The organism is Marinobacter sp. NP-4(2019) (genome assembly GCF_003994855.1).
Classification (GTDB): domain Bacteria; phylum Pseudomonadota; class Gammaproteobacteria; order Pseudomonadales; family Oleiphilaceae; genus Marinobacter.
Genome location: NZ_CP034142.1, coordinates 2,515,467 through 2,532,575 on the forward strand (window position 1 = coordinate 2,515,467; position 17,109 = coordinate 2,532,575).

Consider the following 17,109-nt stretch of genomic DNA (forward strand, 5'->3'; position numbering starts at 1 on the left):
CCGCTATGCTAATTTACATGATGTAACACTTGGTTAGCACTCTGTAACATGACAGCTGATGGGTACGGTGAAAGTCCCTGCCGAATCCTCTGTATGAGTCTCTATCAAGGATGGCAAAGAGATGAATGTCAGAAAGTCTTCCGCCGGCCAGCCAAGCTTCCTCGAAGAGTTCCAAACTGCCGTTTTCACCTACCCGGCAACTATCGCGCTATGGTCACGCAATAAAACGATGACCTACCAGGAACTCGATCGGGACGCACGGATCCTGCAGACCCGACTGGCCGAACTGGGAATTGAACGTGGCACGCCAGTCGCAATTCACGCCAAGGACCGGATGTTGGCAATTGTCGCCATGATTGCAACGCTTCGTTACGGCTGCGCCTATTTACCGCTCGACCCACTCTATCCTGAGGATCGTCTCAGCTACATGGTCAGCCACGCGAACGTCCCCCTGACCATCACTGACAATGACGAGTTTCGGTCGCCGATAGGACTTCAACTCGACCTCCGTCAGGTTTCGTTTGCGGACACGTCGCTACCTTCTCCGGAAGAATCTCCGGAACATTGCCCCGTCACGCCCGAGAGCAACGCCTATGTGATCTACACCTCGGGCTCCACCGGTGTTCCGAAAGGAGTGTTAATGAATCACGGCACGCTCGATAACCTGATTCACTGGCAAAACAGTCATTACGACATTGGGACACACTACCGCACCCTGCAATTCTCCTCCTTGAGTTTTGATGTTTCTTTTCAGGAAATTTTTTCCACCCTGACTCAGGGGGGAACCCTGTACCTGATTGACAGTGAGACCAAGCAGGACTTTCACCGCTTGCTCGAATTCATCGATGAACACCGGATAGAACGCATCTTTCTCCCGTACATTGCCCTACTGCAACTGATCATGTGGGCAAACCGGCTTAAGCGCTATCCCGCGACTCTGAAAGAAATTATCACGGCAGGTGAACAACTGGTGGTCAGTCGGGAATTGCGTACCGCTTTCAATGCCATGGAAAACGCCTCCCTATACAATCAGTATGGCCCGTGCGAAACCCACGTAGTGAGTGAACAGCAGTTACATTGGCCTGCTGATGAGTGGCCTGCCCTGCCTCCGATCGGAAAAGCCATCGACCACGCAGAACTGTTGATCCTTGATGAGCAAAAACAGCCGGTCAGCGCGGGAGAGTTGGGTGAACTTTACATTGCCGGGCCAGTCTTGGCTCACGGCTATATCAACAGCCCGGAGCAGACGGAACAACGCTTTGTCACGTTGACCGGGCCGGGTTTCAGTAGACCCAAAAGAGCATACAGGACAGGGGACCTGGTCAGTCTTAACGACGATGGCGAACTGCTCTACCGGGGGCGGATCGACAATCAGGTAAAGATCAATGGCTACCGTGTCGAGCTCAGCGAGGTGGAAGCCAGGCTATTGGATACCGGTCTGGTCGAAGAGGCAGCCGTAGCCGTTCAGGAAATCCAGGGCCAGAAGAAGCTGGTGGCATTCGTGACTGGCGTGCACGGTTCAGCCAATACGGAGGCATTGCTCAAGCAGGCATTGGGCAAGTCGGTCCCTGCCTACATGATCCCCGCCCAATATCATTGGCTTAACGAGCTCAGGAAGACACCCTCTGGCAAGATTGACCGAAAATCAATGGTTGAGGCACTCGACAGCCCAACCATCCTTACCTCGGCTGACAGGGGTGTTAGTGCCGAGAGCTTACTGTCGATCATACAGGCCCAGTTGAACAAACCGGACCTGACCACCGATGACAACCTGCAGGATCAGGGCATGGATTCGCTGGCAGCCAACCGAATTGCAGCCACACTTTACGAACAACAAGGACTGGCCGTTCCGGTCTATTCCCTGTTCCAGTATCGCACTGTCGGACAGTTTCTTGATTACGCCCTGTCCCGACACGCTGTGCGGACACCCAATCAAGCGGGTCAACCTGACGCCAGCCTGGACACCGGCTCCCCCGGGATGTAGCGATTATTGGCATGGCCGTTCGTGTTCCCGGCGCCGAGTCACTCGACACGTTCTGGCAGAACCTCGTGGATGCAAAGGAGAGTATTACCTTTTTCGCTCCTCCGGACAGTGAGGATAACGTCGTCAATGCCCGCGGCGTGTTAAACGACCCGCTGGGCTTTGACGACCGCCTGTTTGGTATCAGCCCGATTGAGGCGGAATTTATTGATCCGCAACAACGTCTGTTGTTGGAGCTTGGCTGGCATGCGTTGGAGAACGCAGGGTATGACCCGGAACAGTTCGCCGGACGAATTGGCGTCTATTGCGGCGTCGGCAACAATACTTACTATCTGAACAATGTTCTCAGGAACGAGGAAAAACTTGAGGACTATGGTCCCCTGCAGGCCATGGTCGCCAATGAAAAAGATTACGCCGCCACACGACTGGCCCATAAACTGAACCTTGTCGGCCCGGCACTGAGTATTCACACCGCCTGTTCAACCTCTCTGGTTGCGGTTGCCGAAGCCGTCGAAGCCATCCGTCACGGTCGCTGTGACATTGCGATCGCCGGCGGGGCATCGTTGACCTTTCCCCAGCAACAACCGCACACCCATCAGGAAGGCAGCATCTATACTCGTGATGGCCACACCCGGCCTTTTGACAAGGACAGCTCGGGAACGGTGTTCAGCGATGGCGGCGGTCTGATTGTTCTCAAGCGCCTGGACGAAGCCCGGAAAGATCAGGATTATATTTACGCCGCTATCAGCGGTATTGCCGTCAATAATGATGGCGCGGAAAAAGGCAGTTTCTCAGCCCCCAGCGTGCAGGGGCAAAAATCCGTCATCCAGGCGGCGCTGAAGGATTCAAAAGTCAACGCCAGCGCCATTGGCTATGTAGAAGCTCATGGCACTGCGACACCGATCGGCGACCCGATTGAGGTATCCGCACTGAGCGCAGCCTTTGCCGACCATACAAGTGCCACCCAGTTTTGCAAACTGGGCTCCGTGAAAAGCAATTTCGGGCACCTTACGGCCGGCGCGGGCGTCATTGGTCTTATAAAGTGTGCGCTGGCCATTGATCGCGGAAAAATACCGCAATCCATCAATTTTGAGTCGCCCAACCCCGAGCTGAACCTCGATAAAACCCCCTTTGTGATCGCCAACACCACCTGCGATTGGGCCGCCCCCAGAACGCAGCGAATCGCCGGCGTCAGTTCATTCGGCATTGGCGGAACAAATGCCCATGCGATTCTCAAGGGAGTAGACACGGGGATGCAGCCGGCGCGAACGCTGCCCCCCCGGTGGGTGCCTCTGTGTTTCAGTGCTCAGTCAGGTAAGGCACTGGCCGAAACTCTGACGTCCTATCGCTCACTGATCGAAGAGACAGACAGTGGCATGGACAGAGCCGACCTTGCCACCGCCCTTATCCGATGTCGCCGGTCTTTCAGTCACCGACAAACGCTGCCTCAGTCTGTGACCACGGAAGAATTGATGGCAAGCATTGAAAATGCTGAAGACGTCGAAGCAGCCCTGAAATCACCATCGGTTGTCTTTGCCTTTCCCGGCCAGGGAAGCCAAGTCACCGGCATGGGCAAGGCTCTGTACGACGTTCCGGCATTCAGGCAGGCCATGGATGACTGTGCCGAAATCCTGCTGGCACAGTATTCCCTGGATATAAAATCCCTGATGTTTGATTCCGGAGACCCACTGAAAGATACCGGGAAGACCCAGATCAGTCTCTTCTGCATGGGATACTCCCTGGCCGCCGTATTGAAAAGTCTGGGCGTCAGTCCTCAAGCGGCCATTGGCCACAGCATCGGGGAACTCGTCGCCGCCACTGTTGCCGGGGTCTTCGATCTGCCCACAGCGATCCGCGTGATCATGACGCGCGGTGACGTCATGCAGGCACAACCATCAGGCGCCATGGTGGCGGTTCGCGCCAGCCGCGACCAGGTGTCGCCTATGTTGGATAATGGCGTCGTAATTGCAGCCGAAAACACCGGTGACAGCTGCACCCTTTCCGGGCAGCACGACGCCATCGAGGCCACCTGTGCAACGCTCGAACAGCAAGGTATCAAATTCCAGCGACTAAACACGTCCCACGCGTTCCATTCACCGTCCATGGATGCGGCTTCCTCGGCCTTCGCGGACGCGCTGTCCGATGTAACCCTCAATCCGCCCGGCATAAAATTCATCTCGTGTGTCACAGGCGACTGGATCACCGACCAGCAGGCGACAGACATCCGCTATTGGGCTAATCAGATTCGCCAGCCGGTGCAGTTTCATGCAGGCGTCAAAACGATTGGCGCCTTAAAAAACCTGATGGTGCTTGAGTGTGGCCCGCGGAGCACCGTCTGCGGCATGGTGATGCAGAATCTGGACGAAAAATCCGACCTTGCACTGATTCCACTGCTGCCAGAGGCAGGTCAACCCGAGAGAGAAATGCCGTCATTCAGTCAGGGTTTGGGTCAAGCCTGGTCAGCCGGTCTGACCATTGACTGGCCCTGTGGTGCTCCAAACCCGGCTCTCAGGCCCCGGATGCCCTGTTATCCATTCCAGCATCGAATCCACGTTATCGAGCCGGCAGCGATGACGGCATTGATGCCAAATGAGACGCCCACTGACGCACCAGTTGAAGTCGCCACCGCTGCAGCCAGTCAACCAATACCGGCAGGATCCAGCATGAAATACGCCATCATTGAGCAATTGCGCACCCTATTCTCCGATATCTCCGGAATCGATCTCAGTCAGGCTGACGGGGACGCGACGTTCTTTGAGCTGGGGCTGGACTCGTTATTGCTCACGCAGTCAACGCTCAAGATCAAAAAGAAATTCAAGGTCAATATCACCTTCCGGAAACTGCTCAATGACTGCGGGAGCCTGAATAAACTGACGGACTATCTGATCAATGAAGGTGTCGCCATAGAAGGAATGCCTTCGCCCACGGTTGAAAAGGCATCATCCCCTGCCCCGACTCAACACACCAACCCCACGCTGCTTTCTGCGTCGTCCGCGAGCACTGCAACCTTATCCGGCGCTCCGGGCCATCAGGCATCGACCGGCGACATTCAATCCCTTCTGAATCAACAAATGCAGCTTATGCAGGGCCAGTTGGCACTGTTGTCTTCATTGTCCGGGCAAACAGTAAGCAGTGCTCCCGAACAGAAAACCACATCGCTCAAGCCCTTCGGTGCGGGTACCCGCATTAACGTAAAACGCAGTAACGACATGACCGTAACCCAGCGGGAAAACTTCAAAAAGTTGTCTGACCGCTACAACGCCCGCTTTGCGAAATCCAAAAAGTTTGCCCAGGATAACCGCAAGCAACTGGCGGATCCGAGGGTGGTCTCGGGGTTCCGCAATGTCATTAAGGAAGTGATCTACCCCATCGTGGTTGAGCGTTCCGAGGGTCCCTACCTGTGGGACATTGATGGCGGCAAGCTGATCGACGTCACCTGTGGTTTCGGAAGCAACTTTTTTGGCAATTCCGCCCCATTTATCAAGGAAGCCATTGCGCGGCAACTGGATGCTGGTTATGAGATCGGACCTCAACATCCACTGGTTGCCGATGCTTCACGCCTTTTCTGCCGGGTGACAGGCAATGAACGCGTCGCCTTCTGCAACACCGGTTCGGAAGCGGTTCTTGGGGCAATGCGCCTGGCGAGAACGGTGACTGCCAAGGAAAAAGTCGTCATTTTTGAGAACGACTATCACGGCATTCACGATGATGTCGTGGTCACCAGGGATTCCCGCGGTTATGCCGCGCCAGCAGCTGCCGGGGTTCCCGATTCGGCGGCAAGCAACATGATCGTGCTGGATTACGGCAGTGATGCCTCCCTGGATTATATTCGCGATCATGCCGATGAGATCGCCGCGATACTTGTCGAACCTGTCCAGAGCCGCAATCCGGACTTGCAACCGAGAGCATTCCTGAACAAAGCCCGCAGCCTCTGCAGTGAACAGCAGATCGCCCTTATTTTTGACGAAGTGATTACCGGCTTCAGGATTCATGCACGGGGCGCCCAAGGCTACTACGGTATTGACGCTGACATCTGCACTTACGGAAAGGTTGTCGGAGGTGGATTGCCCATAGGCGTTATTGCTGGTAAGGCCCGGTTCATGGATGCACTGGACGGTGGCCAATGGCAATTCGGAGACGATTCAACGCCCGAAGTCGGCGTTACCTATTTTGCCGGTACGTTTGTAAGGCACCCTCTGGTTCTCGCAGCGACGGTGGCCGTATTACAGCGCCTCATGGATGAACCCGATATACAGACCGAGCTGAACCAGCGTGCGGATCGGATGGTTAATGACATCAATCATTATGCGCAATTGGTGGGTGCCCCGGTAAAAATTGAGCACTGCGGTTCCATGTGCAAGATCAAGATTCCGCAGGATATCGCATTTGAGGAACTGATCTACATTATCCTCCGAGAGAAAGGCATCCATGTCTGGGATGCCCGCCCGATGTTTATCACGACGGCGCATAGCGACGAGGATATAAGCGCAATCGTTACTGCCTTCAAGGAAGCCATGGATGAGATGATTGCCATGGAATTTTTCCCGGTCACCAAAAGTATGCCTGAAACCCCCGCCAGTCTCGGCCAGAAGCCACCCGTAGAGGGCGCTCGTCTGGGAAGAGATGAATCCGGTAAGGCCGCCTGGTACGTCCCTTCCAAAACCGACAAAAGCCAGTTTGAAAAATGGACAGGTTAACCGATCATGAACACCGCCGTACGGAACTACGTTAACCGTCATGATCCCTTCCAGTTCGGTGAGCTGGAAGGGACTGTCGAGACCACCGAGTCCCAACGCGAAGTCTGGTTGGCAGCACAATTTGGTGACGATGCCAGCGCAGCGTTCAACGAGTCGGTGTTTTTGAAGCTTCGGGGCGAGGTCAATCAGGCGGCATTGATATCGGCACTGAACGAGCTTTGGCATCGCCACCATGCGATCCGTGGCTGCTTCAGCAACGATGGCAGGGAGATGGTCGTCTACAAGAACCGCCCTGCCCCCATTCAGGTACATGACTATTCAACACTGACACCGCCGCAGAAACAGGAACAACTTGAGGCGCTGGCACACCAGGTAGTCGTGGAAGCTTTCGATCTTCTGGACGGGCCACTGGCAAGGTTTGATGTTATCCGGTTCGGAGAAACCGACACTCGACTGCTGCTGACACTGCATCACTCTGTTTGTGATGGCTGGTCTCTTTACATCCTGGCCAGTGAGCTGGGAAGCCTGTATTCAGCCGAAATTGACCCGACAATGTCTGCGACACTCGACGAACCTCCCTCATACAGTGATTACGCCGAGTGGGAGCGCAGTGAGAAGACACGATCCTTACGTGACCAGAGCCTGAACTACTGGACTGAACGCTTTTCCAGTGGCATTCCGACCCTGGACATACCCTACGACAGGCCTCGGCCATTACATCGTAGCTTTGCAGCCTACCGCCTGGATAAAGACCTGCCGTTTGACTTGCTGAAAGGCCTCAAGGGCCTGTCCGCCCACAACAACAGTACAATCACCACGACGCTGATTGCAGCGTTTGTCGCCTATCTCAACCGAATTTCCGGCTGTACGGATATTGTTCTCGGTATCCCCTTTGCCGGCCAAATGGCAAAAGAAGAACACAGCCTTGTGGGGCACTGTGTCAACATTATTCCGCTCTACGTCTCCGTCTCGGAACAGGACTCGTTCAAGTCGCTTCTTCAGCGAACTCAACAGTGCATGCTGGAAGCTTTTGAGCACCAGTACATTACTTATGGCACGTTACTGCAGACTTTGGGGGTATCCCGTGATCCGTCAAAACCTCCATTGGTCTCGGTGTTGTTCAATGTGGATCAGTCCAATCAATCTGATTTCCGGTTTTCAGGGCTGGATGCACATTTCGAATCCAATCCCCGGGCCTTCGAGAATTTTGACCTCAACCTGAACATCACCCTGCAGGATCAGTCTGCGGTCATGGAATGCACCCACAACCTTCAGCTCTGGAACACGGACACCGTGGATCGTCGCATGGACGAGCTGTTGCTGCTTATGCAGGGTGTCCTGACGAACCCGGATCTCGAGCTGATACGGCTCAACCTCCTACGTGAAAGTGACCTGCACTTCTACCAGTCAGAGTGGGAGACCGTTAATCGATCCTATGATCTGGATACCAGGAGTTTGCATGGCCTGATCGAAGCGACCGTTGATTGGGTCCCCGATAGCACGGCCCTCGTATTTGAAGGTGGCCAGTTGAGCTACCGCGAACTGGACGATCAGGCCAATCGACTCGCACACTGGTTGATTGAACAGGGCGTGGGAGCTGAAACGATTGTTCCGATTCTGATGGATCGGTCCCCGGAAATGCTGATTGCAATTAATGGTATTTTGAAAGCGGGCGGTGCCTACCTTCCTCTGGACCCTGAACACCCACACGATCGATTGGCTTTTATCCTTAATGAGGTACAGGCCGGGCTCGTACTGACTCAGTCAGCTCTTCATGATCGTATACCAGAGAATGCCAAAGCCATTTCCATCGACGGAAATGATCCGGACCTCAGCCAATACAGTCGTACACGACCAAGCCTTAGCTGTTCGCCGGAGCAGCTCGCCTATGTGATATATACCTCCGGCTCCACCGGTCAACCCAAGGGGGTCATGCTGGAACACCGGTCCATCTGCAATCACATGCTGTGGATGCTGGAGACGTTCCCCCTCGATCATACCGACTCGGTCGTGCTGAAAACGCCCTATACCTTCGATGTCTCACTCTGTGAGCTGTTTTTGCCATTAATGACAGGCAGTCGGCTCGTTATAGCCCGGCCCGGTGGACATAAAGACCCGGATTACCTGGTTGGTCTTATTAACCAGCATCAAATTTCACACATCCATTTTGTTCCATCCCTGGCCTATTTGTTCCTGGATGCGTGCGAGCAAACTCAGTGCCCCAGCATCCGCCGTTTTCTGCTTACGGGTGAAGCTGTCAGTACCGAACTGGAAAGCCGGTTTAAAGAAGCCTTTCCGGAAGCGGAATGCTGGAATCTGTATGGCCCAACGGAAGCTGCCGTTCATGCCAGCAGCTGGCTCTGTGGCCAGGAAACGTCTGATCATACGGTTCCCATAGGAAAGGCCCTGCCGAATACCCGGCTCTATGTCGTAGACAGCCAACTCAACCTGGTACCTCCCGGGCTGGTAGGTGAGCTGTTAATTGGCGGTGTCCAGGTTGCACGCGGCTATATCAATCGCCCTGAACTCACCGCTGAAAGGTTTGTGGATGACCCTTTTTCAGAAGAGCCCTTCAAGGCCTACCACACAGGGGATCTGGTAAAAATGCGGCCGGATGGCGTACTGGAATACATCGGCCGGAATGATTTCCAGGTCAAGGTCAGGGGCTTGCGTATTGAACTGGGGGAAATCGAATCCACCATACTGGGTTACCCGGGCGTTACGCAGTGTGCCGTATTGGCCAGGGAAGACCGTGAAAAGGACCAGAGACTGGTTGCCTATATCGTAGCCAATACGGACATAACGGACTGGTTACCCAAGTTGAAAGCACATATCGGGCAAACCCTGCCCGATTACATGATGCCCCAACACTTTGTTCAACTGCCCACCCTGCCGCTGGTCTCAAGCGGCAAGGTTGACCGAAAAACCCTGCCTGCACCTGACCTGACAGCAACCGCCGGCCCGGACTACGTCGCGCCGGAGACCCGCCTGGAGTCGGAGCTGAGTCAACTCTGGTCCGACGTTCTCGGCGTATCAAAGGTCAGTGTCACGGCCAATTTCTTTGATATGGGGGGGCATTCTCTCCTTGGGACCCAGATGCTGGCACAGATAAAAAGCCAGTATGGCATTACCCTCGGCCTGGGTAAGCTGTTTGAGGCACCCACTGTTCGCACAATGGCCGAACTGATCAAGCGATCAACGGAAAGCGAGAAACGTTCACCAACGATTCCGCCCAGACCAAAGGATGCAACGGTTTATGCAACGCCACAGCAGCAGGTCTGGTACCTGTACGAAAAAATTGCGCCGGAATCGTTTGCTTTCAATTTGCCGGCCGTGTTCCGCTTTCAGGGTTGCCTGGATATTCCGGCCCTGGAGAAAGCCCTGGGGACCATCCTGAAACGCCACGACATCTTGCGTGCGAACTTTGTTAATACCGATGGGCAAGTACAGATCTCGGTTGATGATTCACGGTCAATCAGCCTGACGCCGCGACCACTGGCGGATTATGGGATAAACGATATCGACTCTCTGGAATCCGCACTTCGGGCCGACGTCGCGACCGGCTTTGATGTTGAATCCGAGCCCCTCTTTAAAGCGCGCTTAATCCGGGCCGACGACGATGACCACATACTTTTCCTGCTGATTCATCACCTGGTGTTTGATGGCTGGTCATTCGACTTGTTACTGAAAGAAATGTGTACGCTCTACAACGCCTATTCCAAGGGGCTGGGGAACCCGCTGGCACCCCTGCCCGTGCAGTTCCAGGACTACGCGTTCTGGCAACAGGAATGGCTGAATAGCAAAGCACTGGATACCCACTTAACGTATTGGAAGGAGACTTTGGGTGGTGAGTTGCCGGTTCTGAGCCTGCCACTCGATTTTGAGCGACCCTACGTTCAGCCTAACCGCTCGAAAGGCGTAAAATTCCATATCAGCCAAAATGCCGTCGACGCGCTGGAAGCCCTTGCGGTGCGTCATCAGACCACGTTCTTTATGGTGTTAATGGCTTTGTACGTCCTGATGCTTCATCGCTTCAGCCGTCAATCAGACTTGATTGTCAACGTGCCTGTGTACGCCAGACATCAGGAAGAATTGAGCGGCCTGATGGGACCGCTGATCAACGTTCTGGTGTGTCGCTTCAAACTGACAAAGGACCAGTCATTTGGCGACCTGGTTCAACATGTCAAGGAAACGGTTCTGGGGGCCATGGATCATCAGGATATCCCCTTTGGAACACTTGTGCGGGAGATCAATCCTCCGCGCGACTCCTCGAGGAACCCCATCGCCCAGACGTTGTTCAACTATCAGGATGTCCGTAACCGTCTGGACCAGATGGATGGTATCGAGCGATCCCAGATAAATCTGGACCGTACCGGGGTGGAAACGGACCTGGACGTCTGGTTCAAAAGGAAAACCCAGGGCATCGAAGCGGGTTTCGAGTACCCTGTTGCGTTATTTCAGCAGGAAACCATTGATGCATTCGTTGCAAGTTTCAAAGACAGTATCCAAATGCTTACCGAAAAGCAGGACAGCATCAATATCAATGAGTTGGTAAGCGCGAGCCAGGATGAACTGGACAAAATCGCCAGTTGGAATAGCACGTCACGTGACTGGCCTTTCGGGCAGGGTTTTTTGTCGGAATTTCACGCTCAGGTCGCCAACCACCCGGACAAGCCAGCTTGTCATTCGGAAGAGGTTACCTACAACTACACGCAGTTGAATCGACGAGCCAATCAGCTGGCACGGTACTTCTCGGGCAAAGGTGTTCAACGCGGCGACATCGTAGCACTGCTGCTTGAACGCAACGTCGACCTGCCAGCCACTATCATCGGACTCTGGAAGCTGGGCGCAGCCTATGTCCCGCTCGATCCTTCCTATCCACAAGAACGCATCAGGGCCATTCTGGAAGTCGCTCAGGCCAACTATCTGGTGTCATCTTCAAGCTATCAAGACGCCCTGCCCGCACATGGAGGCACTACCATTTTCATGGATGTGGATGCGAGGAACATAGCCGACCTCGACTCCAGCGACGTCACATCGTCGTTGCAACCGGACCAACTGGCCTATGTGATATTCACCTCCGGCTCCACTGGCGTCCCGAAGGGCGTTGAGATCAGTCAGGGAGCGCTCCATAACTTCCTCAAGGCTGTGTCTGAAAAACCGGGGCTCACAGAAAAAGACCGGCTACTTGCGATCACGACCTTGGCATTTGATATCTCCTTGCTGGAACTGTTCCTGCCACTCACTGTCGGGGCAACACTGTTCCTCGCCTCCTCTGCTCAAGGCAGCGACCCACATCAGCTTAAATCTCTACTCGAGCAGCACCGCATCACAGCGTTGCAGGCAACCCCTGCAACCTGGCGGCTTCTGGTGAACAGCGGGTTTGACACGAAAGAACCACTCAGGGGATTAGTCGGGGGTGAAAAGCTAGCTGCCGACCTTGCCGAACAGCTGATCAGCCGGGGCGTAGAACTGTGGAACATGTATGGACCGACGGAAGCCACCGTGTGGACCAGTTGTTATCGTGTCTCCGCAGGCAATGATGGAACGTTGCCACGAATTCTGATTGGTCAGCCATTGGCTAACACCCAGCTCCATATTCTGGACGCCGATGGCAACACCCTACCGCTGGGGGTCTACGGAGAACTCTGTATTGGTGGCGCCGGGCTCTCTAATGGCTACCGGGGCAACCCCGAGCAGACGGCGGAGCGTTTTGTACGGTCTCACCACAATCAACGCTTGTATCGCACCGGTGATCTGGCACGCTGGACACTGGATGGCCAGATTGAGTTTGGGGATCGTATCGATAACCAGGTCAAAATTCGCGGTTACCGGATCGAGCTTGAGGAAATTGAGATCAATCTGCGAACTCACCCCGCCATTGCCGATGCTGCAGTCGTAGTACGGGATTTCGGGCCGGATGATCAAAGACTGATGGCGAATATTGTCTATGCCGGTCAGGAGCGACCAACCAGTAGTGAACTGCGTAAATATCTGCGCCAGTATTTACCGGATTACATGATGCCCCAGCAATTTGCCACCCAAGACAATTTACCGCTTTTGGCCTCAGGCAAAGTGAATCGCAAGTTGCTCGCACAAACGGGAATAGGCCCTACCCCCAGCCGGGGTTCCGAGCGTGAGCCTACGGAAACCGAAGCACGGTTAATGTCGATCTGGAAGGCGATGCTCAAGCGTGACGAGGTGGCACTGGATGATCAGTTCCTTGACGTTGGGGGGCATTCCCTGCTGGCGCTTAAAGTCATCATCGACGTTGAGAAAGCGTTTGGAGTGAGGCTTATGCCTCAGGATCTGTGGGTTAATACCCTCGAACAATTGGCCAAACTGATCGATCTGAAGCAACCGGTACCAAACAATAACCCTGGCGTGGTGCCAGAGAAAAAAACAAAGGTCCCCAGGAGGAACGTATTCAAACGGCTTTTCGGTTCCCTGTAGCCAACGGTATGACGGCATTAACACTCAAGGATTGGTTTATCATCGGCTAAATCGTGGTAGGTCTAGGAGCGGATAACTATTGGAAGCGTTTTACTTTGGACCATCTGAAAGCTACCTGCTCGGGGTTTTCCATCCCCGACAAAGTACAAACCGGAATGAAGCTGTCGTCCTGTGTAACCCTTTTGGACAGGAATATTTGAGGGCCCACAAATCCATGCGCCGACTGGCTATCAACTTATCCCATCTCGGATTTTCCGTGCTCAGGTTCGACTACCGGGGTACCGGTGACTCTGCCGGGGATCTGACGGGAGTATCCGCTGACCAGTGGGTGGAAGACGTCGAGCACGCTATCCAGGAGGCTGTGGATATGGCTGCCGTCCCCAAAGTCGCATTGATTGGCCTGCGTCTGGGCGCTTTATTGGCAGCGAAAGCAGCAAAGAATAACAAGCATGTGTCCCGCCTCCTGATATGGGACCCGATAACCGATGGATCAGCCTATCTTCACGAGATCAAATCTGCGGTAATAGAAGCTCAGAATCAGGGCAGCCGGTCCCGAATCCTGGAACCGGACGGCACTCTCCATTTCAACGGTTTTTCCATGCCCCCCCGGTTCCAGGAAACCATTTCAAACCTTCGGCTGAATGATCTGGCGACCGCTATATCAGTGCCTATCGCTCAAATTGTCTCCCATGAAACCGAAGCGTTCACTGATTTGAGCCAACAACTATCGGAAAGATCTGACTTTTACCACGAACTGGCCCCAGCCCCTCACGACTGGAATTACGTAGACCACGTCGGTGGCATCCTCTGGCCCAAGCCGGTGATCGATGCCATTGAGGCCTATTTCGATCAATGGGCGTATTAGCGCTCAAGGAAGGGATCATGCGCGAACAGGTAGTCATGGTCGGAGATAATCTGCCTCTGGTCGGAGTGCTCAGTGAGCCCGCCCCGGATAAAAATTCCGCACCAAACACCGCCGTCATCCTGTTGAATTCGGGTGTTATACATCGTGTGGGCTCCTGCCGGCTGTCAGTGACGTTGGCTCGTAACCTGTCCGAACGTGCAGGGCTTGCCACTTTCCGTTTCGATTTTTCCGGAATTGGAGATAGCGAAGCACGCCGGGGCACCTTAACCGCTGCTCAGGCTGCCGTCGAGGAGGTGCAGGAGGTCATGGACTATCTGGGCCAATGGAAGCAATTTGACCGTTTCATACTCTACGGGTTGTGCTCAGGGGCGTTTGCGTCCTACCGCACCGCGCTCAGCGACCAGAGGGTCATCGGTACCGCCCAGCTCGACGGGTATTGTTACCGCACCTTGAAGAGTTACATCCTGCACTACGCCCCCCGGATTCTCTCACTGTCTCACTGGACCCAGTTTGTATTGCGCAAACTGGGACTGATCAAGGTAAAAAGGGGCGCGGAAGTCTCAGGTATTGAAGAACGTTACTTTGAAGTGCCGAATTTTGCGGGCTATCCGCCCAGACAAGAGGTGGAACAGGGCCTTCAGAAACTGAATGAACGTGGTTTGAACATGTTGTATGTGTTTTTCGGGGATGAACATTACAAATACCAGAAACAGTTTGAGGACTGCTTTAAATCCGTTGCCTTCGGCGACAACCTGACCGTGATTCACCACCCTAACGCTACGCACATTCTGTCAGAGCCCGAAGACAGGAAAGCCGTTATCAAAGCCATTTCAGATTGGGCTCACAATCTGGTTAGTCACACACATAAACCCGTCAGCAAAGGAAGCCAGGCAGGCTTCAGGGTGGGCGAATGGGCAAGCAACGAAAACCCGAACTAGCCGCGCTCACGTCCCTCAGAGGCATCGCTGCTATTTTCGTGGTGTGGCATCACTTAACGTTTGTCGTTATGCCCGACGTTGCTGCATTTACTCCGTCTCGCCTGTTTGAAAAGTCGTACTTATGGGTTGACCTGTTTTTTATATTAAGTGGTTTCGTACTCGCCTATATTTATCACGACACTTTCCGGAACGGGGTGACAAATAAACACTATCGCCCTTTTATCCAGGCCCGTTTCGCCCGTATTTATCCCCTGCACCTGTTCATGTTGTCGTTGTTCGTGGGCTTTGAAGGGCTGCAATGGCTTCTCGGGTTTTTCGGCGCAGCGGGCATGGGACATCTCCCCGCCCCCTTTACCGGCAAACAAAGCGCAGAGACATTGCTCACCAATCTCCTCCTGGTACAAACCCTCCATTGGCAGGCCTACTGGAACGAACCGGCTTGGTCTATCAGTGCCGAATGGATAATGTATTTTGTCTTCCCTTTCCTTTTGCGGCCACTGCTTCACTTGCATAAGCAGCGGTTTGTCTTCGTGGCAGTTCTGGCCGTCATCCCGCTTGTCATCATTGAATGGCATTTTGGGGATCTCGGCCTTTATTACGCTGGCTGGCCCATGCTGGTCAGGTGCCTCTGCGAAGCCACGCTCGGCATCCTGGCATTCCAATGCTACCGGATGAGAGTTTTAAGTCAGCTTGCGTCCGCGAAACTCGTGTCGCCAGTATTGATACTGAACCTCTCCATACTGGCCGTTCCGGCCCCTGGCGTACCATCAGTTATCGGTTTTTTCTGGCTGGTACTGTGTGCTTCCCGTCTCCCCCAACAAAGCCACCACCTATTGAACCATCCCCTGCTTGTATATCTCGGTGCGATTTCATACTCCATTTATCTTGTACACTGGTTGCTGATGGACGTCCTGAAAGACGGAGCGCTGTTCTTTACCGGCACTCTCACCCACCAAGAACTCCCTTTAGTTGCACAATTGGCAGTCATAACGATGATGTTCATCATGCTGATAGGAATATCAGCCCTTACCTACCGCTTCATAGAAGCTCCCATGCGCAAGCGTCTGAAGCCCCGCTCAATGTGACTGCCATAGCGACAGAACGTTGCGTTATGAGCGCTATATGATCAGCTCAAATCATTCCAACAGCTTGCTAGCCAGCCCACCAGTGAAAGCTATCATTTAATTATGGTTTACGAATCGCGATATGTTACTTGTCAGGTCATATTTATGATTCAGTTTCAGCCATCCTCATCCTATAGGGGTGACTTGGGAAAAGAACCGACGATCGTGGTCCACGATTGTCATGGGGAGGGGCTTTTTAGCAACAAAAATTTGATCAGATTGCTGAACTCCGTCTCTCCTGAAAAGATAAAGACCAAAATTCCATCGCAAAAATGGCAGGAAGTGTTCAATACACGCAAGATTTCACCACCAGAATTAGTAGAGCTGTTTGACAGTGACGATAACGACTGCTGGATCGTACTGCATGAGATAGAAAATACCCCCATGCTCAGACGCCTGTTTCTTGAAATGGCCGCTGCACTTACTTCCTCCCTGCCGCCGACCTATGGCCAGGTCAAGCTTTGCACAGGCTCCCTTTTTATAAGCAGGGGTGCAGCAACCACCCCATTTCATATGGACTACGGCAGCAACTTACTGCTGCAACTACGTGGCAACAAACGATTTCTTGCTTTTAGTCCCAATGACCCGGAGCTGGTGTCCAAGCAAAGTTTGCGGGAATTTTTCGGCGGCGACGCTAACCCGCCCTCTTTAAAATACGACCCGGCGTTCGACACGAAAGCATTGATTCTGAATCTCGAGCCGGGACTGGGACTCTACATGCCTTCAACCAGCCCTCATTGCACGGAAACCAGGGATCACGACTTGTCTGTCACCATTAGCCTGTCCTTCGTATGTCCGCTTGCCGATCGAATCAGACGATCTGCCCTGTTTGACCGGAAACTGCCACGATTACGATTTTTACCCGACGGTCTGAAATATGGCGTTGCAACGTGCTACGAAATGCTTCGTCAGACACGGGGAGATTATCATCCCCGGCACGAAAGCTTTAAGCCGTTGGTATCTTAACGACTGCCGAAACAACAAGCATCAATGTCTATACCGCCTGGCTTTCAGCCGCTCACTTATTGAATAAAAAATGAGCAGATATAAT

7 protein-coding genes are annotated in these 17,109 nt (G+C 53.7%); all 7 read left to right on the forward strand.

All coding sequences use genetic code 11. The features are described from left to right. The first annotated feature begins 121 nt into the window (after positions 1 to 121). Complete coding sequence (locus EHN06_RS11430) at positions 122 to 1,984, forward strand: non-ribosomal peptide synthetase (protein WP_127332699.1); 1,863 nt, start codon at positions 122 to 124, stop codon at positions 1,982 to 1,984. Positions 1,985 to 1,995: 11 nt separating this feature from the next. Further along, on the forward strand, positions 1,996 to 6,678 hold the full coding sequence (locus EHN06_RS11435) for a type I polyketide synthase (RefSeq protein ID WP_127332700.1): 4,683 nt from the start codon (positions 1,996 to 1,998) through the stop codon (positions 6,676 to 6,678). A 6-nt stretch (positions 6,679 to 6,684) separates the two neighbouring features. Then, on the forward strand, positions 6,685 to 13,131 hold the full coding sequence (locus EHN06_RS11440; protein WP_127332701.1) for a non-ribosomal peptide synthetase: 6,447 nt from the start codon (positions 6,685 to 6,687) through the stop codon (positions 13,129 to 13,131). A gap of 79 nt (positions 13,132 to 13,210) precedes the next feature. Beyond that, positions 13,211 to 13,996, forward strand: a complete 786-nt coding sequence (locus EHN06_RS11445; protein WP_127332702.1) for a serine aminopeptidase domain-containing protein — start codon at positions 13,211 to 13,213, stop codon at positions 13,994 to 13,996. A gap of 17 nt (positions 13,997 to 14,013) precedes the next feature. Further along, positions 14,014 to 14,934: a hypothetical protein gene (locus EHN06_RS11450; protein ID WP_127332703.1), complete on the forward strand. Its 921-nt coding sequence runs from the start codon at positions 14,014 to 14,016 to the stop codon at positions 14,932 to 14,934. Next, positions 14,907 to 16,019 carry an acyltransferase family protein gene (locus tag EHN06_RS11455; protein ID WP_127332704.1) on the forward strand — a complete coding sequence of 371 codons (1,113 nt, stop codon included), beginning with the start codon at positions 14,907 to 14,909 and terminating at the stop codon, positions 16,017 to 16,019. Before EHN06_RS11450 ends, EHN06_RS11455 begins: the two co-directional genes overlap by 28 nt. 144 nt (positions 16,020 to 16,163) lie before the next feature. Continuing rightward, a complete protein-coding gene (locus tag EHN06_RS11460; protein WP_164735607.1) occupies positions 16,164 to 17,024 on the forward strand; it encodes a cupin-like domain-containing protein in 861 nt (286 codons plus the stop codon). Positions 17,025 to 17,109 lie beyond the last annotated feature (85 nt).

Coding starts and splice junctions, on each gene's coding strand:
- EHN06_RS11430 (WP_127332699.1), top strand. CDS start 122: ATGAATGTCAGAAAGTCTTCCGCCGGCCAGCCAAGCTTCCTCGAAGAG.
- EHN06_RS11435 (WP_127332700.1), top strand. CDS start 1,996: ATGGCCGTTCGTGTTCCCGGCGCCGAGTCACTCGACACGTTCTGGCAG.
- EHN06_RS11440 (WP_127332701.1), top strand. CDS start 6,685: ATGAACACCGCCGTACGGAACTACGTTAACCGTCATGATCCCTTCCAG.
- EHN06_RS11450 (WP_127332703.1), top strand. CDS start 14,014: ATGCGCGAACAGGTAGTCATGGTCGGAGATAATCTGCCTCTGGTCGGA.
- EHN06_RS11455 (WP_127332704.1), top strand. CDS start 14,907: ATGGGCAAGCAACGAAAACCCGAACTAGCCGCGCTCACGTCCCTCAGA.
- EHN06_RS11460 (WP_164735607.1), top strand. CDS start 16,164: ATGATTCAGTTTCAGCCATCCTCATCCTATAGGGGTGACTTGGGAAAA.